The sequence below is a fragment of the Lonepinella sp. BR2474 genome (genome assembly GCF_051851555.1).
Classification (GTDB): domain Bacteria; phylum Pseudomonadota; class Gammaproteobacteria; order Enterobacterales; family Pasteurellaceae; genus Lonepinella.
The window spans coordinates 180,959-201,011 of the sequence record NZ_JBPDVH010000004.1 but is presented as its reverse complement, the minus strand read 5'-3'; the positions used below and the strand labels follow the sequence as shown (position 1 = coordinate 201,011).

The following is a 20,053-nucleotide window of genomic DNA, read 5'->3' as shown; positions in this document are numbered from 1 at the left end:
GCGATTTTTTCAGGTAAAATAACACAAATTTTATAGCGTAAAATAAGGATTGGCGGATGCGAATTAATCAAATTGTGAATGTGGATTTGGTTAAACAGATGAATAGTGCGGTGGTGTATAAATTAATCGACCAACAAGCACCGATTTCACGAATTAAAATTTCGGAATTAAGCCAGTTGGCACCGGCGAGTGTCACCAAAATTACTCGGGCATTATTGGCTCGAGGGTTAATTAAAGAAGTGGAACAGCAAGAATCCACAGGGGGCCGTCGTGCTACCTCGATTGTGGCAGAACAGAAAGCCTTTCGGACGTTACTGATTCATTTGGGGCGAGAAGAAATTGTACTGGCTATCATGGATTTGTCGGCCAAGTTGCTGAAATATCAGCATTTTGATTTGCCTGATATGTCGGATTTGAGCCATTTAGAAGATTTCTTATTTGAGCAATTAGACAAATTTATTGCCGATAATCAAGCAAAATCCAGTGAGTTGATTGCCATTGGCGTGACGGTTGCGGGGTTTGTGAATGGCCAAAATAATCTGATTGAAAATTTACCGCACTTTGCGCTTGCAGAACCTTGGGATCTGGTGCAACGACTCGAAGAACGCTTTCATTTACCGAGTTATATCGGGCAAGATGTGCGCAGTTTGGCCTTAGCAGAACATTATTTTGGTGTGACCAAAGATTGCTATGATTCTCTGTTATTACGCATTCATCGTGGTGTCGGGGCGGGAATCGTGATTAATCACGAAGTGTTTCAAGGCTACCGCAATAACGTGGGTGAAATTGGCCATATTCAGGTGGATCCGTTGGGAAAACGCTGTTTGTGTGGCAATGTGGGCTGTTTGGAAACCGTGGTCAGCAATGAGGCCATTGAAAATAAAATGCAACAAATGCTAGAAGATGGCTATCAAAGTAAATGGCTCTCATTAGAAAGCCATGATATTGAGGCGATTTGCAAAGCCAGTAATAAGCATGATGCGGTGGCGACGGAATTAATTGAACATGTGGGTGTGCAAATTGGCCGAGTGTTGGCCATGTCGGTGAATATGTTTAACCCTGAAAAAATCGTGATTTCGGGGGAAATTACGCAGGCAAAAAATACATTATTTGCTGCCATTCATCGGACGCTTGAAAGCCATGCGTTGCCCGCTTTTGTGAAAAATACGCCGTTAGTGGTGTCAGCATTACATCATGAAGATGTGATCGGCGCATTTGCGTTGGTGAAACGGGCATTGTTAGACGGCCGTTTATTGCAACATCTTTTGGAGGAGTAAGGCCGTATTTTAGGGCGATTTGTTTAATCTGTATTCGAACGAACGTCAATTTTGTGATTATCAGGAAAAAAGTGTTGACGTGTTAGCGTGAAATAAGCATAATACGCACCGCAACGCTGATTACGGTGACGCAAAATATGGCTACATAGCTCAGTCGGTTAGAGCACAACACTCATAATGTTGGGGTCGCAAGTTCGAATCTCGCTGTAGCCACCATTTTAAAGTGGTCAATATATTGCGGAAGTGGCGAAATTGGTAGACGCACCAGATTTAGGTTCTGGCGCCTGTGCGTGTGGGTTCAAGTCCCTCCTTCCGCACCATTTTCAGTTTGCAACTCTTTTAGTAGGTGGGGTATCGCCAAGCGGTAAGGCACTGGGTTTTGATCTCAGCATCCCTAGGTTCGAATCCTAGTACCCCAGCCATACTATTCAAATAAAACAAATCACTATCTGTTTAAGATAATTTAATTGGGGTATCGCCAAGCGGTAAGGCACTGGGTTTTGATCTCAGCATCCCTAGGTTCGAATCCTAGTACCCCAGCCATATTTCTAATGTTTTTTACTTTCTCCGCAACGACACTTCTCCACCATTAAACGTCAATAATTCACCATTATCAGTGAATAATTTTAAATAACCACGTTCATCAATGCCTTGTTCCACGCCTGAAATCACTTGTTTCTCGGTGATAATATTGACGGTTTCGCCAAAATAAGCATCAACCTCTTGCCATTTCCGTTGAAATTCCGCATCTATGCCAGTTTGCTCAAAGGTGTCTAATGCTTGATAAATCTGCTGGATCAACGCAATTAACAATGAAGTGCGGTCTATTTTAGGCAAAATTTCGGTTAAATTCGCCCAACGTTGGTCAATTTGTTGGTTATCTTTGGGAATATCCACATTTAACCCAATCCCCACCACCAAATTAAGTTGACCATTCTCGGTATGCGCAATTTCAATTAAAATGCCGGCTAATTTTCGGCCTTTTAACAAAATATCATTGGGCCATTTCAGCATAATGTCGGTACCGCCTAATTTGATTAACGCATGATTTATCGCCATGGCAACCACAGAACTTAAGCCATCAAGGGGCTTTCTGGCATCCACTTGCCAAATAAAACTCAACATTAACTGGCTTGCAAAAGGCGAAATCCATTGCCGCCCCCGTCGCCCTCGCCCTGCGGTTTGACATTCTGCAGTGCAAATATCGCCTTTGTTTAAGCGTTTGATATTTTCTAGCAGAAATTGGTTAGTGGAATGAATCACCGGACGGTAAAACACTTGATAAGGCAAACGCTGGCGTAATTTTTCAGGGTTTAATAAAGCGGTTTGGGGCAATAATTTTACCTCGCCAAGCGTGGTATCAAGATGAATCCCTTGTTGTTGTAATTGCTGAATTTGAGCCAATAATGCCTCGTCATCACAACCTAAAAGCGCGGTTAAATTTTCAAAAGAATAGGCTTGACCGTCGGCCAGTTTTTCTAATAAATCGTACATAGATTTCCTTTTTAATCCTGCGTTAAAAAAAGCCAGATTTTTCACAAAAATTCGTTCACAAAATAAGGTTAAATCTGTATAATGCGTTCGCAATATTTTATAGCATACACTTAAAAGAGAGAATATTGCAATGTTACGAATTAAGCAAGAAGCCTTAACTTTTGATGACGTTTTACTCGTCCCCGCACATTCCACCGTGTTACCCAACACCGCTGATTTGTCCACCCAATTAACCAAAACCATTCGCTTAAATATCCCAATGCTGTCTGCGGCAATGGATACCGTGACGGAAACCAAATTAGCGATTTCCTTAGCGCAAGAGGGCGGAATTGGTTTTATTCATAAAAATATGTCTATTGAACGCCAAGCGGAACGTGTGCGTAAAGTGAAAAAATTTGAAAGTGGGATTGTATCCGAACCTGTTTGTGTGCAACCCGATATGACCTTGGCGCAATTAGCCGACATTACCCAGAAAAATGGCTTTGCCAGTTTCCCTGTGGTGGATCATGCGGGCGAATTGGTCGGTATTATCACCGGCCGTGATGTGCGTTTTGTCTCAGATCATAGCAAAACTATTGCAGAATTTATGACGCCAAGAGAACGTCTTGTTACCGTGAAAGAAAACGCCAAACGTGAAGAAATCTTTGGTTTAATGCACCAACATCGTGTGGAAAAAGTGTTGGTATTAGATGCGAATGAGAAGTTAAAAGGCATGATTACCTTAAAAGACTATCAAAAAGCGCAAAATACCCCAAATGCTTGTAAAGATGAATTTGGTCGTTTACGTGTCGGGGCCGCTGTCGGTGCGGGTGCGGGCAATGAAGAACGCATTGAGGCGTTAGTGCAAGCGGGCGTAGATGTGTTATTAATTGATTCTTCCCATGGCCATTCTGAGGGTGTATTGCAACGAGTGCGTGAAACTCGAGCCAAATACCCCGATTTACAAATTGTGGCCGGCAATATTGCAACGGCTGAGGGAGCCATAGCCTTAGCAGACGCGGGCGCCAGTGCCGTAAAAGTCGGGATTGGACCCGGTTCCATTTGTACGACTCGTATCGTCACTGGCGTGGGTGTGCCACAAATCACCGCCATTGCCGAGGCCGCAGCTGCGCTGGCTGATCGTGGTATTCCTGTGATTGCTGACGGGGGGATTCGTTTTTCAGGTGATATTGCCAAAGCCATTGCAGCAGGGGCAAATTGCGTGATGGTGGGATCCATGTTTGCGGGAACCGAAGAGGCGCCGGGCGAAATTGAACTCTATCAAGGACGTTCTTTTAAATCTTATCGAGGTATGGGATCCTTAGGCGCCATGGCAAAAGGGTCTTCAGACCGCTATTTCCAATCGGATAATGCCGCTGATAAACTCGTGCCAGAGGGCATTGAGGGGCGAATTCCTTACAAAGGTTATTTACGTGAAATTGTCCATCAACAAATGGGCGGATTACGTTCTTGCATGGGCTTAACCGGCTCTGCCACCATTGAAGATCTTCGCACCAAAGCACAATTTGTACGAATCAGTGGCGCAGGAATTAAAGAAAGTCATGTGCATGATGTGACGATTACGAAAGAAGCGCCGAATTATCGCATGGGATAAGTAAAACTGCGGTCAAATTTCGTCGCATTTTTTTGAACGATTAAATATTGTTAACAAACAAGGAAATTAAAATGAAAAAATTTTTGCTATTGATTGCAACGATATTCTTTATGACGGCTTGTGCAAATGACTGGTCTGCTAGTGGTGTACCTGATGTGTATGAAGGGCAATCTCAAGAGAGTGTTTTAAGCACATTACAAAAAAATAACTGGGTTATTCTTAAACAAACTCAAGATGAACAAGGTAATTTATTTTTTATTGCACAAGGTAAGACAACAAAGCAATTTCAGAATCTTTTTGGATCAGATTGCCGAGAGGGTTCATTTGGCGTATATAAAAAAGAAGGATTGCAAATCTTAGAAACAAGAGCTTGTGAGAATACTAAAAAATAAGGTAAAAAATGAACAACATTCACCAACATAAAATTTTAATTTTAGATTTCGGTTCACAATATACCCAATTAATCGCACGTCGTGTGCGTGAAATTGGGGTATACTGCGAACTTTGGGCGTGGGATGTCACGGAAGCTCAAATCCGTGAATTTAACCCAACGGGGATTATTTTATCAGGTGGTCCTGAAAGTACCACGGAAGACAACAGCCCTCGTGCGCCAGAATATGTGTTTACCGCAGGCGTGCCTGTGTTAGGCATTTGCTACGGCATGCAAACCATGGCAATGCAATTAGGCGGTTTAACCGAAAATTCCGATCACCGTGAATTTGGTTATGCACAAGTGGATTTACAGGCAACTTGCCAATTATTCGCTCAATTAAATGATGATGTTAATGCCTCGCAACCTAAATTAGATGTATGGATGAGTCATGGCGACAAAGTGACTCGTTTACCCACCGATTTCCAAGTGACTGGCACCACGCCAACTTGTCCGATTGCGGCTATGTCAGACGAAAAACGCCGTTGCTATGGTGTGCAATTCCACCCTGAAGTGACCCACACCAAAAGCGGCTTGGCGTTACTCACCAATTTTGTGGTGAATATTTGTGGTTGCGAAACCAAATGGACGGCGGAAAATATTATAGAAGATGCCGTGGCCCGCATTAAAGCCCAAGTGGGGAATGATGAAGTTATTTTAGGCTTGTCTGGTGGCGTGGATTCTTCCGTCACGGCCTTGTTATTACACCGTGCTATTGGTAAAAATTTACACTGTGTATTTGTGGATAATGGTTTGTTACGCCTAAACGAGGGCGATCAAGTCATGGAAATGTTTGGTGATAAATTTGGCTTAAACATTATCCGTGTTAATGCCGAAGATCGTTTTTTAGACGCCTTAAAAGGTGAAAACGATCCCGAGAAAAAACGCAAAATTATCGGTAAAGTGTTTGTGGATGTGTTTGATGAAGAATCCCACAAACAAACCAACGTGAAATGGTTGGCACAAGGCACCATTTATCCAGATGTGATTGAATCGGCAGCCAGCAAAACAGGCAAAGCCCATGTCATCAAATCTCACCATAATGTCGGCGGTTTACCGGATTATATGAAACTTGGTTTAGTGGAGCCATTGCGTGAATTATTTAAAGATGAAGTGCGTAAAATCGGTTTAGCCTTAGGCTTGCCGGCTGAAATGCTGAATCGCCACCCATTCCCTGGCCCCGGTTTAGGCGTGCGTGTGCTAGGCGAAATCAAAAAAGAATATTGCGATTTACTACGTAAAGCCGACGCAATCTTTATTGAAGAACTTTACAATTCAGGCTGGTATTACAAGGTCAGCCAAGCCTTTACCGTATTCTTGCCGGTGAAATCCGTCGGCGTGATGGGGGATGGACGTAAATATGATTGGGTTGTTTCCTTGCGTGCCGTCGAAACAATTGATTTTATGACCGCACATTGGGCGCATTTGCCTTATGATTTACTTGGCAAAATCTCCAATCGGATTATTAATGAAGTGAGTGGGATTTCAAGGGTGGTGTATGATGTAAGTGGCAAACCACCGGCCACGATTGAGTGGGAATAACCAGTTTCTATCAATAAAGACAAAGAACCCCGATATATCGGGGTTCTGTTTATCTTACTCAATGACGACCCAGCCATCATCCACCCAGTTACAAATACTGTCTATCAACAAATCCATGTCAATATCGTCACTGGTTAATTGCTGAATGGCGGATAAATCAAGGTGTTCACCGTCTGCAAGGGCTTTTAAAATGGCTTTTTCCAACGGATTTAGTTCATCTAACCATTCGCCATTGGCGTAAATTTCTAATTCAGGTTGCTCTAAATACGCCAGTTTGCAATTATTATCCTGTGAAATCACCGCACTTTCTTGTTGCAATAATTCTAGAATTTCATCAGGATCAGCCATATCATCAGACACCAACATTTCATAACGGCGTGATGTGACGGTTTGAGCGAGAGCCTGTTGGAATAGGCGATCAAATTCAGGCGATTCAGATAATTTCTCTATCAATTTGCTTTTAATTGCTTGAATTTCGGGTTGCCCCAGTTTGCCTGTGGCTTGTGGGGTTTGCGCTAAACGTAATGGCAATAAAAACGCGGACAAATCAATATCAGGATTTTTATGACAAAAGCCTTTGTTCACGTTCTCTAAAATATCACTCAAATTCGGGTAACGCAGCCCAAAAGAAAAGGTTAAACAATCGCTTTCTGCCACGCCGTAATGGGACATTCTGGCGGGGACATACAAAATATCGCCCGGATTCATGACTTCATCAATCACCAACTCGCCCATATCATCAAAAATACGGATCGGCTGATTCGGCTTAAATTCGGTGCTCGGATCACACCATTTGCCCAACTGCCAACGGCGTTGACCGTAGCCTTGCACCAGAAACACATCATATTCATCATAATGTTTACCCACCGAACCGCCTTTCGGGGCGTAAGACACCATAATATCGTCCCGTTGCCATTGCGGAATAAAGCCAAAGGCTTGCCAAAGATCGCCCAGTTCCGTAGACCATTGTTCTAAATTTTGTACCAACACTGACCAACGTTCAGGCAAGTTTTCAAAATCTTGTTCGCTCAATGGACTAAAACTCACTTTCCAATCATCATCCGCATAAGTTTTCACCAGTCGTGCCGTCACATCTTCGTTTTGAGCCAATTCAATAATATCGTCGGGTTCAAATTGCCCCACAATTTGTGGCAAACCATGACGAATAATTAACGGTTTTTTCTGCCAATAATCTCGTAGGAAAATTTCAGGGGTGATGTGTTCGGGTAAGCAGTAATGCGTCATTTTTTATCCTTATGTGATTCTTTGAGGTTTTCACAGTTCTATATGATTAGCTAAAATGGACAAAAACCACAGTCAGGACTGCGGTCTTTTTTGAGTTTATATTTAATTGCGTAGTTTCTTGATTTCATCAATGGGCAGATGAATGACGTCGGAAATAGTTTGTATATCAAAACCACGTTCAAGCATGTTTAAGGCGCTTTCTTTTAAGGTTTCCAAACGTCCCTCTAGGCGGCCCTCCAAGCGGCCTTCTTGTAATCCCTGTTTTTTCCAGTACTCATGTACGGCATGTTCGTCCCATTTACGTTTTAAGCTGACATCATACATTTCTTTTTCCTCTTTATTGAGTTTGGTGTATTCGGCGATTTTAAATAATTTTTCAAAAATGGGTTTGCGTAAAAATGGCGACAGTTTGTCTAGTTTGGCCATGTTTTTTAATATATATAACCATTTATCTAAATCACTTTCTAGCGCTTTCTCACTTTTGTTGAAATTCAATAATTCAATATAGATGAAACCTAGTCTATCATAAAAGATCTCGCCTGTCTGCCTGTGACAAAGGCAAATATCGTGCAAATAATTTTGTGTATCAGAAAAACGAAAACCGTCCATGATGGCGATAACATAGGTTTCTGTAATGGCGTAGCCCCACGTATTTCTATCGCCTTTGGGGGCTTGGTCGGCGATAAGTTTACTGCGGTAATAAATGGTTCGTTGTTTGAAGTTGTCTTGATGGCTACGTTGTACTTCAATAATAAATTGGCTATCGTCATCTGCTGTACAGGTTAAATCGAAAATGACGGTACCGAATGTATCCGTATCACCTTGGTGTTCGTTTTTATTGTAAACCAAATCTTTAATGATTTTCCGCCCTTGGAATAAATCATTCAGAAAATCAATCAATAGATCTTTGTCGGTTTCTCTACCAAAAATACGTTTAAAGCCGTAATCGGTGGTCAGATCAATATAACGAGAATGTGCTTGCATAATAATATCCTTTTGTTATTTATACAATTGAATATTACTGTATGGTTAATATTGCTCAAGATGTTGAGTTCAATTTTGGAATCAAGATCACAAAAATTCGTTTTTGATGGGGCAAAACTGAGGGTTAACCAACATGTTAACAGCCCTCGTTTTTTATTTTCTCTAACTTTTTCTTCTCCGCCGCCTCTCTCGCCTGTTCTTCCGCCCGTTTACGACGAATTTCTTTCGGGTCGGCGAGTAACGGACGGTAGATTTCAATGCGGTCGCCTTGATTAACAGGATCAGTGAGTTTCACGGGGCGAGCGAATACGCCGACTTTGTTTTCTCGTAAATCAATGTCGGTGTATTGTTGCAAAATACCCGATTGTAAAATGGCGGCTTGTACCGTAGTGCCTTGTTCTACCTGTAATTTTTTTAAGAAATAGGATTTGGGGTAGGCGTAGGCGATTTCAATATCAATGGTTGTCATTAAAAAGTTCTTTCCAAATTTGCTGAATAAATAACCGCACTTCACTAAATTCACGGGTATCTACAATGGTTTTTTCACCCAGTAAATTAAGCTGATGAATACGGTTGCGTAAGCTCGTGTAGCAATCTTTAAGCTGTTCGGCAGTGTCTACATTTATCACTTGAAATTCTGCCATGTTGTCAAAAATTCGCACGTTATCTGACCAATAGGCTAACTCAGCGTTGTTTGGGGCATTGGCAAGCACCAAATATTGGGCGATAAATTCAATGTCCGTAATGCCACCTTGATCGGTTTTAATGCTAAATTTTTCGGGATCCGCATTGGCCAAATGTTGGTACATTTTATCACGCATTTCCAATACATCCGTTTTTAATTTGGGCAAATCTCGTGGTGTGGATAAAATTTCTGTGCGAATTTGTTCAAATTGTTGGCGTAATTTCGGCTCACCATACACGGCTCGAGTGCGTACGAGCGATTGATGTTCCCACGTCCACGCCTCATTTTGTTGGTACTGTTTAAAGGCAGCAAAGGAATTGCACAATAAGCCCGCCTCGCCTGATGGTCGCAAGCGTAAATCCACCTCATACAGCACGCCCGCACTGGTGTTCATACTAAAAATACTGACGATTTTTTGCGCAAGGCGAAGATAAAATTGAAAATTATCCACAGATTTTTTGCCGCCCTCCGTCTGTCCTTGCACGCCGTCATATAGGAATACCAAATCTAAATCAGATTTGTAGCCTAACTCAATGCCCCCGAGTTTGCCGTAACCTACCACCACAAAGCCTTTTTCATTCTCGTTTAAATGGGGTGGGCGACCAAAGCGAGCGGTGACTTGTTGCCAGGCTAAATTCACTACCGTTGCAATAATGGCTTCGGCTAAATAGGTGAGGTGATCGCTGACTTTCATAATCGGCAACACGCCAAGAATATCGGCAGCAGCAATGCGGAGCAGGGTAATTTGTTTAAATTGACGTAAAGCGTATAGAATTTGTTCTTCGTCATCTGGCGGCAAACGCAGCAAATATTGTTGCAATTCCGCAGGATATTGCTCAAAGTGCGGTGGATTTTGTAGGCTTTTTTGATCTAACAGTTCATCCAACAAAATCGGGTGGCGAGCCACTTGTTCGGCGATCATTTTGGATTGTGAACAGAGCGATAATAATTGGGTCAGTACCTGCGGATTTTCTACTAACAGCTCTAAATAGGTGGTGCGAGAGAGAATTTGTTGCACGATATTTAACATGCGTGGCAACAAGGTTAAATAAGCGGAATGGCTAAAAATTTGGCTAAATAATTGGGGCAATAATTGATTTAGGGTTTCTTGCCCACGATGGCCAATGACACGGTGTTCTAGCTCGTGACGGAATTTGTGTAAATGATCTAAGATTTCGTCAAAATGGGTTTCGGAAATGTGCTGTTCAGTGAGGAATTGTTCTATTTCCGCCTCATTCATTTCCAGCAAATCTTGCCAGCCGTTATCCATCTGACGTTCACTTTTTTCTTTTTCATCGCCAATTAATTCATCAAAAACGCACCGCACTTTTTGTTGATGTTGTTGTAATACGGCATAAAAACTGTCCCAATCTTGAATAGGATAACGCACGGTTTCGGGCTGATGTTCGGCGTTCAACTGGGTAAATTCGGCACAAGCGGTCACTAAACGTGCTTGATCCTGTGGATCCGTTGGCAATAGTTGGGTTTGCTTGTCATTAATGGCCTGTAACACATTTTCCGCACGGCGTAAAAACAAATAGGCTTGGGTGAGATCGTGGCGTTGCTCAGGCGGTAACAAGCCTAATTTTTCTAATTCTGGCAACAGGTTAAGCAGCGAATGTTGTTGCAAGCTGATTTCTCGTCCACCCCGAATTAATTGGAATACTTGCACAATAAATTCCACTTCACGAATGCCACCGGCCCCCAATTTAATATTATCCACTAAACCACGACGGCGAACTTCTCGCTCAATTTTGCCTTTCATTTCACGCAAAGATTGAATCACGCTGAAATCAATATAACGGCGATAGACAAAAGGGCGGAGCAGTTGGCGTAGGGCTATTGCGTTCGGATCTTGTGGATCATAACCCAAAATTCGCCCTTTAATCATGGCATAGCGTTCCCAATCTCGCCCTTGTTCTTGATAATAGGTTTCCATGGCGGCAAAACTTAACGCTAAGGCTCCACTGTCCCCAAAAGGGCGAAGTCGCATATCGGTGCGATACACAAAGCCGTCGGCGGTAAATTGATCTAAGGCATTGACTAAACGTTGCCCCAGTCGCACGAAAAATTTTTGATTATCAATGGCTTTGCGTCCGCCTATGGTTTCACCTACGGCGGGATACGTGAAAATTAAATCAATATCAGAGGAAAAATTCAGCTCAAATCCGCCCAGTTTGCCCATGCCTAAAATATACAGTTGCTGCGGATTGCCTTGTTCATCACAAGGCGTACCCATTTCTTGACAGGCTTGTTGATAAAGCCAATCTCTTGCCCCAATAATCAGGCTTTCGGCTAATTGTGACAAATGGATAAAAATGTGTTCTACGGTGCCTAAACTTAGGCTTTGGCAAATGCTCAAAATGGCCATTTCTCGGTTGCGGAATTGGCGTAGCGTTTTGTAAAATTGTTCTTCGTTATCTATTTGATTTAATTCATGATGTAATTGAGGAAAATATTGTTCCCCATCTGGTAATTCGGGTAAGATGTCTAAACATTCTGCTAAAAAGTGCGGTTGTTTTCTAAAGACTTCAAAGACGAAGTCTGACATGGCAACCGCATGGTTTAATTTGTCTAAAAGTGCGGTATTTTTTGCGAGCGTTTTTTCAGGGAAGTGGGTTTGAATAAGGTCTTGAAGTTTGGCTTTAGTTGTGGCGGTCGAGAGCATAATGGTATTTTCCCACGATTTGCTCCCTCTCCCTTTGGGAGAGGGTTGGGGTGAGGGGGTTCTATTACATTTTTTACCCTCACCCTAGCCCTCTCCCAGAGGGAGAGGGAATTGATCAGATTAGTTTGCTTGATCTTCAGTTGGTTTGTGTAGTTGGCTCAGTTTGGCTAAACCTTGATCACAACTTTTAATTTGGGTTGCCACTTCCATTTCTAGAATTTGTTTTTTACTTTGATTTAACTTGTTTTGAATGTTGTTCAGTTGTGTGTGCGTGCCGGGGCTATTTTGTGCCTCAACAAATAATTTTTCGGCCTCGTTGAACAATTTTTCACATTGTTCAGGCATTTTTGCTGTATTTGCGGCGGACACGGACAAACTTGCAAGTAACGATAATGCCATGGTTAAGCACAGTTTTGTGAATTTGGTTGTTGCTTTCATCATACTATTTTTTATCCTTAGATTCATTGCGTAGAATGGGAGTAAATTTAGTACACAATTCCCACGATTTTGGAGAAAATACCAGAGATTAAATTAAATGTCTATATTTTTTTGTCGTGAGTGATATTTCTTTAGGGGCAATCTTGAATATGATAGCGAGTAAAGAATAATGTTGAAATGTTAAAGATTTGTTAATAAATATTTAATTTTGCGACAGATCAAATGTGACAAAGCAAATAAATTTACGATTTTTTTGATTTAGATCTAGAAATGTGATCTAGTTAACATTTTTTCTGTTTTTTATCCGCATAAAAAGTAGTAGAATAGCCCCGATCTTGGATTATTTGGCTAATCTATTATTTATTAAATGAATAAAGATTGTTAAATAATTTGTATAAAAGGTTACTTTTGATGTGTAGTGCATTAAGAGAAAATCGGGGTGATTACGTTTTTGGACGATAATCGAAATATAATCTTGTAGCATATTTACAAGGAGTTGTGAGATGTTAGACGTTGTTGAACTATCTCGTTTGCAGTTTGCGTTAACTGCGTTATATCACTTCTTGTTTGTTCCGTTAACATTGGGTCTTTCCTTTATTCTTGTGATTATGGAAACCGCTTATGTGGCGACAGGCAAAGAAGTTTATAAAGATATGACTAAATTCTGGGGTAAGTTATTTGCCATTAACTTCGCCTTAGGGGTAACGACTGGTATCACCATGGAATTCCAATTTGGTACTAACTGGTCATATTATTCTCATTATGTAGGTGACATCTTCGGGGCTCCTTTAGCTATCGAAGCCTTGTTAGCTTTCTTCCTAGAGTCAACATTTGTGGGCTTGTTCCTCTTTGGTTGGGATCGCTTATCTAAAAAACAACATTTAATTTCTACTTACTGCGTCGCATTTGGTTCAAACCTTTCTGCCATGTGGATTTTAGTGGCAAATGGTTGGATGCAATTCCCAGCAGGTTCAGAATTTAATTTTGAAACCATGCGTATGGAGATGACCAGTTTCTTAGATTTATGGTTAAACCCAGCAGCACAACATAAATTGTTACATACCTTATCATCTGGTTATGTAGCGGGTGCCATGTTTGTGTTAGCGATCAGTGCATTCTACATCTTAAAAGGCCGTGATTTAGCTTTTGCTAAACGTTCTTTTGCGATTGCGGCGACCTTTGGTTTAGTGGCCACCGGTAGCACCATTATTATGGGTGATGAATCCGCTTATCAAACAGTAACCGATCAACCGGTAAAATTTGCCGCAATGGAAGGGGAATGGCATACACAACCTGCGCCAGCCTCTTGGACATTGTTTGCCATTCCAAATCAAGCAGAACGTAAAAATGATGCCGAAATCAAAATTCCATTTATGGGTGGTATGATTGCAACCCGTTCACTTGATGGCACTTACCCAGGCTTAATTGACTTAGAAGTAGCCAATACACAACGTGTTCGTAACGGTATTGTTGCCTATGGTTTATTAGAAGAATTGCGTGCTCAGAAAAAAGCGGGTCAAATTGACGAAGCAACCAAAGCACAATTCTTAGAAGCGCGTAAAGATTTAGGTTTCGGTTTATTATTAAAACGTTATACCGATAAAGTGGTAGATGCCACTGAAAGCCAAATCCGTGCAGCTGCTGCGGATAGTATTCCAAATGTCACCCCATTATTCTGGTCATTCCGTGTGATGTCAGGTCTTGCGGGTGTGATTGGTTTATTAATCTTAGGTGCATTTGTTCAAGCATGGCGTAATAAAACCGATAAAAGTGGCTTATTGCTCCGTGGTTTATTATGGGGCTTACCATTGCCATGGGTTGCCATTGAATGTGGTTGGTTCTTAGCCGAATATGGTCGTCAACCTTGGGCAATTCAAGATGTGTTACCTGTTGGTGTGGCCAACTCATCATTAGGTACGGGTGATCTTTGGTTCTCCATTGGCTTGATCTGTGCGCTTTATACTATTTTCTTAGTCGCAGAAATGTATTTAATGTTCAAATATGGTCGTCTTGGTCCAAGTGCATTAAAAACAGGTCGCTATTATTTTGAGCAATCAACTAAATAAGTAGGAGTTAGACGATGATTGATTATGAAATTCTACGCTTTATTTGGTGGATTCTTATCCTCGTATTGTTAATCGGTTTCTGTGTCACAGACGGTTTCGATATGGGCGTATTAACCTTATTACCATTCACCGGTAAAAAAGAAGTTGAAAAACGTGTTATGTTGAACACTATTGCACCGCATTGGGACGGTAACCAAGTTTGGTTATTAACCGCAGGGGGCGCAATGTTCGCCGCATGGCCAATCGTTTATGCCGTGTCTTTCTCAGGCTTTTATATTGCCATGATTTTGGTTCTAGCTGCCTTATTCTTCCGTCCTGTGGGCTTAGAATATCGTGCGAAAATCGATAATCCAACGTGGCGTAAAGCATGGGATGCAGGTTTATTCATTGGTGGTTTTGTGCCGTCATTAGTTTTCGGTGTGGCCTTTGGTAACTTATTACAAGGCGTGCCATTTGAATTCAACGACATTATGCAAATCAAATACACCGGCGGATTCTTTGAATTATTAAATCCATTTGCGTTACTTTGTGGCTTAATTAGCTTATCAATGTTAACCACACAAGGTGCAGCTTGGTTACAAATGAAAACCACTGCCGAATTACGCAATCGTGCAAGAGCTGTATCACAAGTAGGTGCTTTTGCTACCTTAGTGACATTTGTGCTTGCAGGTGTATGGTTATTATTCAAAGATGGTTTCATTGTAACGAGCGTGATTGACCACAATGCGGTGTCTTCACCATTAGGTAAAACTGTCGTACTTGAAACTGGTGCATGGTTCAGAAATTACAATGACTTACCAGTATTGTATATTTTCCCTGCCATTGCAGTGATTGGTGCGTTATTAAATATCGCCGCCTCTAAAGCGAACCGCTCTGGCTTTGCGTTCTTCTTCTCATCATTAACCATGTTGGGCGTGATCGTGAGCTGTGGTGTGTCTATGTTCCCATTTGTGATGCCATCCATTACGCATCCTGATATGAGCTTATTGATGTGGGATTCAACATCAAGTCACTTAACCTTAACCTTAATGTTCTACTTTGCATTAGTGTTTGTGGTAATTGCCTTGTCTTACACCATTTGGTCATACTACAAAATGTTCGGTCGTATCGATGCGAAATACATCGAAGAAAACAAAACGACAGCATACTAAAAAGGAGAATTACAATGGTATATGCAGCTTGGGTAATTGGTGTTTTAGCTACCGTTTGGCTTAGTGTCAAAGTGGTGACAAAACTCGAGGACAAAGGTTCATTTGACAAATAGTCAATGCCGATAAAGAAGAAAAACGCTGAATAAGTTATTATTCAGCGTTTTTGTTTGTCTTGCAGTGACGTACAAGGTTACGATTGTGTTGGCATTAGCCACGGCGTGGCGTAACCATGCTTAACCCCATACGTAAGTACGGGGCTATTGGTATGCGGACTATTTCACCGCCACCATGGATCCAAAATTAAAACACTGAAACCACAATTCCACTTGCGAAAATCCAATGTTTTTTAACCGCACTTTATGGGTATTGACGCTATCGGGTCGCATCACATTTTCCAGTGCGGTGCGTTTTTGGCTCACTTCTAATTCGCTGTAACCATTAGCACGTTTAAATTGATGATGTAAATCAATCAGCAAATTATCCACGTTTTCATCTTCAAAACGAAATTTTTCCGACAACACCAACACGCCATTTGGGTTTAAGCCTTGATAGATTTTTTCCAACAAGGTTTGACGATCTTCAGGTGGTAAAAATTGTAAGGTGAAATTTAAAATCACCATAGAGGCATTTTCAATGCTGATGTTGCGAATATCATCACAAAAAATTTCTACTGGAATCTCGCTATGATAGGCTTGAATATGCTGACGACAACGTTCTACCATCGGCTGTGAATTATCCACACCGATAATTTTCACGTTCGGTTGTTGAATATTTCGGCGAGCAGAAAGTGTCGCTGCGCCACGAGAACAACCTAAATCATAGACATGGCTATTCGCCGTGACAAAACGATTTGCCAACATGCCGATAGCTGTAATGATATTAGAATACCCCGGTACGGAGCGTTGAATCATATCGGGAAACACTTCCGCCACGTTTTCATCAAAAGTAAAATCGCCCAGTTTTTCAATGGGGGCGGAGAAAATTCGGTCTTTATTCATATGTTATTTATTTTTTTGCTCAGGCAATGATTTCAAGGCATAAATCGCAAAACCACATATCGCCATTGACATAAAAGCGAGAACCCAAATACCAATCGTTAGCCACATAGATTACTCCCCCTGTAAACGAAATTTATATTGGCGAATATAGCGCCCAGCTAGCAATAGAAAGTAAATGATAACCACTAATCCAATACTGCTAGATACTTTAAATATGCTATCACCTTGCCCGAATATTACCACAGGCAGAGCCAATATAGCAACTTTTGCAATATCTTCTATAATCTTTATCCAAGACTCTAGGGTTTCTTTTTCGATGGGTAGTTTGAATAAATTTAATAGCTCAATCATCTTATCTCCATTTAGTTGTTTATCGTCATTGGATATTATGTATGAACGAGAATGACGACAAGAGTTTGATTTCAATTTTGGAATCAAGATCGCAAAATTAGGTTTTTTGAGGGGCAAAATAGGGGGTAAAATGAAACCTCAACAAACTCTCATTTTTTAGAAGAAGTTTTATTTTTTTTCAGCTATAATTTACCGATTATGTTTAAAAAATAATTTTAAGGAAAACAGAATATGATGCGTACACATTATTGCGGTGCATTAAACCGTGACAATATCGGACAACAAGTGACATTAAGCGGTTGGGTGAATAAACGCCGTGATTTAGGTGGATTGATTTTTATTGATATGCGTGATGTAAAAGGCATTGTGCAAGTGTGTTTTGACCCGAAATATCCACAAGCCTTAGAGCAAGCCGCTAGCCTGCGTAACGAATTTTGTATTCAAATCAAAGGCGAAGTCATTGCTCGTCCTGATAATCAAGTTAATAAAAATATGGCAACGGGCGAAGTGGAAATTTTGGCGCACGAATTGGCTATTTACAATGTCTCTGACGTATTGCCGTTGGACTTCAACCAAAATAACACCGAAGAACAACGCTTAAAATACCGTTATTTAGATTTACGCCGTCCTGAAATGGCGGAACGTTTAAAAACTCGTGCGAAAATTACTAGTTTTGTTCGTCGTTTTATGGACGAACAGGGTTTCTTAGATATTGAAACTCCAATGTTGACCAAAGCCACGCCAGAGGGTGCAAGAGACTATCTCGTACCAAGCCGTGTGCATAAAGGCAAATTCTATGCCTTGCCACAATCACCGCAATTATTTAAACAGCTTTTGATGATGTCTGGTTTTGACCGTTATTATCAAATTGTGAAATGTTTCCGTGACGAAGATTTGCGTGCGGATCGTCAACCTGAATTTACCCAAATTGATGTGGAAACCAGCTTTTTAACCGCCCCTGAAGTGCGTGCGATAATGGAAGAATTGATCCACGGTTTATGGCTCAACACCATCAATGTGGATTTAGGCAAATTCCCTGTGATGACGTGGCAGGAGGCTATGGAACGTTTCGGTTCAGACAAACCTGATTTGCGTAACCCATTAGAAATGGTCACCATTTCTGACCTTGTGCGTGAGATGGAATTTAGCGTATTTAAAACGCCTGCCAACGATAAAGGCGGACGTGTGGCGGCAATTCGTGTACCAAACGGATCCACCATTACTCGCAAACAAATTGACGAATACACCCAATTTGTCGGCATTTATGGTGCGAAAGGCTTGGCGTGGTTAAAAGTCAATGATGTGAACGCAGGACTAGACGGCGTGCAAAGCCCGATTGCCAAATTCTTATCGGAAGAGGTGTTAAAAGCGATTTTAGATCGTGTCAAAGCCGAAACAGGCGATATTATCTTCTTCGGTGCAGACAAATGGCAAACCACCACGGATGCCTTAGGGGCGTTACGCTTAAAACTCGGTCGTGATCTCGGCTTAACTCGCCTAAACGAATGGCAACCACTTTGGGTGATTGATTTCCCAATGTTTGAACAGGATGAAGAGGGCAATCTTGCCGCCATGCACCACCCATTCACCTCACCAAAAGATTTCAGCCCAGAACAGCTTGAAGCGGATCCAACCAGTGCGGTGGCGAATGCTTATGATATGGTGATCAACGGCTACGAAGTGGGCGGCGGTTCGGTGCGTATTTTCGACCCGAAAATGCAACAAACCGTATTCCGTATTTTAGGCATTAACGAGCAAGATCAACGTGAAAAATTCGGTTTCTTATTAGATGCGTTAAAATTCGGCACCCCACCACACGCAGGTCTTGCGTTCGGTTTAGACCGTTTAACCATGTTATTGACAGGCACGGAAAATATCCGTGATGTGATTGCATTCCCAAAAACCACCGCAGCAGCGTGCTTGATGACCGATGCCCCAAGTTTCGCGAATCCGCAAGCCTTGGCGGAATTGGCGATTGATGTTAAAGCAAAGATTGAATAATTTTTGTAGGAAAAGCCTATATATTAGAGAGAAAAATGATGAATGATTTGACAGATACAATTAAAGAATTTTGGGTGGGTATTCAAAATATATTGATTAGTAATTTATGTATCGTAGGTTTCTTTTTTCTTATAGGCTTTTTTTCTAAGATCAATTATTTAGATCATCTTATTACTCATGATATTATTGTTAGCACGGTATTTCTTTATGTGGTTTTCGTTCTAGTACCCATATATTGTATTATTGACTGGCATAATAAAAATTCAGATAAAGAATTGACAAAACAATGGTGGTTTAAGGGATTCAATATTATTATTAGACCTGTTGGTGCTTTTTATTTATCTATTCTTATCAGTAATTTAATAATTAAATGCTTTATGGCTACTGGGGGATATAATTTGTTACTCTTACTTTGTATAGTGTGGACACAAATTTTATTAATAACGTTTCCTAAGTATAGTTATAAAGCAGATAATAATGCAATGAAGTGTAGAGGCTTTTTATTGGTTTCAACGCTGCTAATTTTGGCAATACCCTTTATTCAGGGATGTATAATTTTGTCTAATTATCTGACTTATTTTATTCATAATGTACTATAAAAATCCTAACTCCGTTTTAGTTGTGATTTACGCCCAAAACAGCAACAAAGTCCTCATGCTCCAACGCCAAGACGATCCCAATTTTTGGCAATCGGTAACAGGATCTTTAGCAGAGAACGAAATACCCGAACAAACGGCTATTCGAGAAGTATTAGAAGAAACAGGCATTGACATCAAAGCGGAAAATTTAGCACTTTTTGACTGCAACGAATGGATAACATTTGAAATTTTCCCGCATTTTCGGTATAAATATGCCCCGAATGTGACCCATTGCAAAGAGCATTGGTTTTTGTTGGCGCTGCCAGATGAGCAAGTTCCCCAATTAACGGAACATCTCGCTTATCAATGGTTAGAACCTAAACAAGCAGCCGAACTCACTAAATCACCGAATAATCGGCAGGCAATAGAAAAATATTTAATAACATAGAACCCTCACCCTAGCCCTCTCCCAAAGGGAGAGGGGAAGAATATAGGGAAACTGATTTCAAAAAGATCAGTAATGGGGCCCCGTCTGAACCGCCCTTGCGTTG

Annotated in this window: 17 protein-coding genes and 4 tRNA genes; 13 read left to right on the top strand and 8 right to left on the bottom strand. The window is 41.2% G+C overall.

Annotated features, from left to right (window positions below):
* The first annotated feature begins 56 nt into the window (after nt 1-56).
* The 5 genes from ACTG7Q_RS07025 to ACTG7Q_RS07005 all read left to right on the top strand — a co-directional run bounded on the left by ACTG7Q_RS07025 (nt 57) and on the right by ACTG7Q_RS07005 (nt 1,820).
* Nucleotides 57-1,277, top strand: a complete 1,221-nt coding sequence (locus ACTG7Q_RS07025; protein ID WP_439242285.1) for an ROK family protein — start codon at nt 57-59, stop codon at nt 1,275-1,277.
* 139 nt (nt 1,278-1,416) lie between these two features.
* A tRNA-Met gene (locus ACTG7Q_RS07020) sits at nt 1,417-1,493 on the top strand.
* A 21-nt stretch (nt 1,494-1,514) separates the two neighbouring features.
* A tRNA-Leu gene (locus ACTG7Q_RS07015) sits at nt 1,515-1,597 on the top strand.
* Nucleotides 1,598-1,624: 27 nt separating this feature from the next.
* Nucleotides 1,625-1,699 (top strand) — tRNA-Gln (locus ACTG7Q_RS07010).
* 46 nt (nt 1,700-1,745) lie between these two features.
* Nucleotides 1,746-1,820 (top strand) — tRNA-Gln (locus tag ACTG7Q_RS07005).
* A gap of 15 nt (nt 1,821-1,835) precedes the next feature.
* On the opposite strand, the gene birA is transcribed toward ACTG7Q_RS07005, so the two are convergent.
* Nucleotides 1,836-2,771: a bifunctional biotin--[acetyl-CoA-carboxylase] ligase/biotin operon repressor BirA gene (gene birA, locus ACTG7Q_RS07000; RefSeq protein WP_439242283.1), complete on the bottom strand. Its 936-nt coding sequence runs from the start codon at nt 2,769-2,771 to the stop codon at nt 1,836-1,838.
* A 130-nt stretch (nt 2,772-2,901) separates the two neighbouring features.
* Between birA and guaB the strand changes: the two genes are divergently transcribed.
* The 3 genes from guaB to guaA all read left to right on the top strand — a co-directional run bounded on the left by guaB (nt 2,902) and on the right by guaA (nt 6,337).
* Nucleotides 2,902-4,365 carry an IMP dehydrogenase gene (gene guaB / locus ACTG7Q_RS06995; protein ID WP_439242281.1) on the top strand — a complete coding sequence of 488 codons (1,464 nt, stop codon included), beginning with the start codon at nt 2,902-2,904 and terminating at the stop codon, nt 4,363-4,365.
* A 71-nt stretch (nt 4,366-4,436) separates the two neighbouring features.
* Entirely contained in the window at nt 4,437-4,757 is a 321-nt protein-coding gene (locus tag ACTG7Q_RS06990) for a hypothetical protein (protein ID WP_439242279.1), read from the top strand.
* 8 nt (nt 4,758-4,765) lie between these two features.
* Nucleotides 4,766-6,337 (top strand): glutamine-hydrolyzing GMP synthase, encoded by a 1,572-nt coding sequence (gene guaA / locus ACTG7Q_RS06985; RefSeq protein WP_439242277.1) that lies wholly within the window; start codon nt 4,766-4,768, stop codon nt 6,335-6,337.
* Between the two features lie 54 nt (nt 6,338-6,391).
* Here the strand turns inward: guaA and ACTG7Q_RS06980 are convergent, their stop codons facing one another.
* The 5 genes from ACTG7Q_RS06980 to ACTG7Q_RS06960 form a co-directional block, all read right to left on the bottom strand.
* Nucleotides 6,392-7,582, bottom strand: a complete 1,191-nt coding sequence (locus tag ACTG7Q_RS06980; protein WP_439242275.1) for a ribosomal protein uL16 3-hydroxylase — start codon at nt 7,580-7,582, stop codon at nt 6,392-6,394.
* Between the two features lie 102 nt (nt 7,583-7,684).
* Entirely contained in the window at nt 7,685-8,566 is an 882-nt protein-coding gene (locus tag ACTG7Q_RS06975) for an Rpn family recombination-promoting nuclease/putative transposase (protein WP_439242273.1), read from the bottom strand.
* 136 nt (nt 8,567-8,702) lie between these two features.
* A complete protein-coding gene (locus ACTG7Q_RS06970; protein WP_439242271.1) occupies nt 8,703-9,035 on the bottom strand; it encodes an RnfH family protein in 333 nt (110 codons plus the stop codon).
* Nucleotides 9,022-11,919, bottom strand: coding sequence for a bifunctional [glutamate--ammonia ligase]-adenylyl-L-tyrosine phosphorylase/[glutamate--ammonia-ligase] adenylyltransferase (gene glnE / locus ACTG7Q_RS06965; protein WP_439242269.1), 2,898 nt, complete (start codon nt 11,917-11,919; stop codon nt 9,022-9,024). Before glnE ends, ACTG7Q_RS06970 begins: the two co-directional genes overlap by 14 nt.
* Before the next feature lie 120 nt (nt 11,920-12,039).
* Nucleotides 12,040-12,360 carry a DUF5339 domain-containing protein gene (locus ACTG7Q_RS06960; protein WP_439242267.1) on the bottom strand — a complete coding sequence of 107 codons (321 nt, stop codon included), beginning with the start codon at nt 12,358-12,360 and terminating at the stop codon, nt 12,040-12,042.
* Between the two features lie 500 nt (nt 12,361-12,860).
* Between ACTG7Q_RS06960 and ACTG7Q_RS06955 the strand changes: the two genes are divergently transcribed.
* Both ACTG7Q_RS06955 and cydB read left to right on the top strand, forming a co-directional pair.
* The gene (locus tag ACTG7Q_RS06955; protein ID WP_439242265.1) at nt 12,861-14,423 is read left to right on the top strand and encodes a cytochrome ubiquinol oxidase subunit I; all 1,563 of its coding nucleotides are present in this window, start codon (nt 12,861-12,863) and stop codon (nt 14,421-14,423) included.
* A 14-nt stretch (nt 14,424-14,437) separates the two neighbouring features.
* Nucleotides 14,438-15,574 (top strand): cytochrome d ubiquinol oxidase subunit II, encoded by a 1,137-nt coding sequence (gene cydB / locus ACTG7Q_RS06950; protein ID WP_439242263.1) that lies wholly within the window; start codon nt 14,438-14,440, stop codon nt 15,572-15,574.
* A 272-nt stretch (nt 15,575-15,846) separates the two neighbouring features.
* Here cydB and cmoA read toward each other — a convergent pair whose 3' ends face one another.
* Both cmoA and ACTG7Q_RS06940 read right to left on the bottom strand, forming a co-directional pair.
* Nucleotides 15,847-16,572: a carboxy-S-adenosyl-L-methionine synthase CmoA gene (gene cmoA / locus ACTG7Q_RS06945; protein ID WP_439242261.1), complete on the bottom strand. Its 726-nt coding sequence runs from the start codon at nt 16,570-16,572 to the stop codon at nt 15,847-15,849.
* Between the two features lie 111 nt (nt 16,573-16,683).
* Entirely contained in the window at nt 16,684-16,923 is a 240-nt protein-coding gene (locus ACTG7Q_RS06940) for a hypothetical protein (protein WP_439242259.1), read from the bottom strand.
* A gap of 231 nt (nt 16,924-17,154) precedes the next feature.
* Between ACTG7Q_RS06940 and aspS the strand changes: the two genes are divergently transcribed.
* Genes aspS through nudB form a run of 3 tightly spaced genes read left to right on the top strand, consistent with a single transcriptional unit; the run spans nt 17,155 to nt 19,950 of the window.
* Complete coding sequence (aspS, locus tag ACTG7Q_RS06935; protein WP_439242257.1) at nt 17,155-18,924, top strand: aspartate--tRNA ligase; 1,770 nt, start codon at nt 17,155-17,157, stop codon at nt 18,922-18,924.
* 35 nt (nt 18,925-18,959) lie between these two features.
* Nucleotides 18,960-19,523 (top strand): hypothetical protein, encoded by a 564-nt coding sequence (locus ACTG7Q_RS06930; RefSeq protein WP_439242255.1) that lies wholly within the window; start codon nt 18,960-18,962, stop codon nt 19,521-19,523.
* Nucleotides 19,513-19,950 (top strand): dihydroneopterin triphosphate diphosphatase, encoded by a 438-nt coding sequence (gene nudB / locus ACTG7Q_RS06925; protein WP_439242253.1) that lies wholly within the window; start codon nt 19,513-19,515, stop codon nt 19,948-19,950. The genes ACTG7Q_RS06930 and nudB overlap by 11 nt, the downstream gene beginning before the upstream one ends.
* The last annotated feature ends 103 nt before the right edge of the window (nt 19,951-20,053 follow it).

Bases quoted from the DNA above. Each gene is read 5' to 3' on its own strand.
- ACTG7Q_RS07025 (WP_439242285.1), top strand. From the start codon at position 57: ATGCGAATTAATCAAATTGTGAATGTGGATTTGGTTAAACAGATGAAT.
- birA (WP_439242283.1), bottom strand. From the start codon at position 2,771: ATGTACGATTTATTAGAAAAACTGGCCGACGGTCAAGCCTATTCTTTT.
- guaB (WP_439242281.1), top strand. From the start codon at position 2,902: ATGTTACGAATTAAGCAAGAAGCCTTAACTTTTGATGACGTTTTACTC.
- ACTG7Q_RS06990 (WP_439242279.1), top strand. From the start codon at position 4,437: ATGAAAAAATTTTTGCTATTGATTGCAACGATATTCTTTATGACGGCT.
- guaA (WP_439242277.1), top strand. From the start codon at position 4,766: ATGAACAACATTCACCAACATAAAATTTTAATTTTAGATTTCGGTTCA.
- ACTG7Q_RS06980 (WP_439242275.1), bottom strand. From the start codon at position 7,582: ATGACGCATTACTGCTTACCCGAACACATCACCCCTGAAATTTTCCTA.
- ACTG7Q_RS06975 (WP_439242273.1), bottom strand. From the start codon at position 8,566: ATGCAAGCACATTCTCGTTATATTGATCTGACCACCGATTACGGCTTT.
- ACTG7Q_RS06970 (WP_439242271.1), bottom strand. From the start codon at position 9,035: ATGACAACCATTGATATTGAAATCGCCTACGCCTACCCCAAATCCTAT.
- glnE (WP_439242269.1), bottom strand. From the start codon at position 11,919: ATGCTCTCGACCGCCACAACTAAAGCCAAACTTCAAGACCTTATTCAA.
- ACTG7Q_RS06960 (WP_439242267.1), bottom strand. From the start codon at position 12,360: ATGATGAAAGCAACAACCAAATTCACAAAACTGTGCTTAACCATGGCA.
- ACTG7Q_RS06955 (WP_439242265.1), top strand. From the start codon at position 12,861: ATGTTAGACGTTGTTGAACTATCTCGTTTGCAGTTTGCGTTAACTGCG.
- cydB (WP_439242263.1), top strand. From the start codon at position 14,438: ATGATTGATTATGAAATTCTACGCTTTATTTGGTGGATTCTTATCCTC.
- cmoA (WP_439242261.1), bottom strand. From the start codon at position 16,572: ATGAATAAAGACCGAATTTTCTCCGCCCCCATTGAAAAACTGGGCGAT.
- ACTG7Q_RS06940 (WP_439242259.1), bottom strand. From the start codon at position 16,923: ATGATTGAGCTATTAAATTTATTCAAACTACCCATCGAAAAAGAAACC.
- aspS (WP_439242257.1), top strand. From the start codon at position 17,155: ATGATGCGTACACATTATTGCGGTGCATTAAACCGTGACAATATCGGA.
- ACTG7Q_RS06930 (WP_439242255.1), top strand. From the start codon at position 18,960: ATGATGAATGATTTGACAGATACAATTAAAGAATTTTGGGTGGGTATT.
- nudB (WP_439242253.1), top strand. From the start codon at position 19,513: ATGTACTATAAAAATCCTAACTCCGTTTTAGTTGTGATTTACGCCCAA.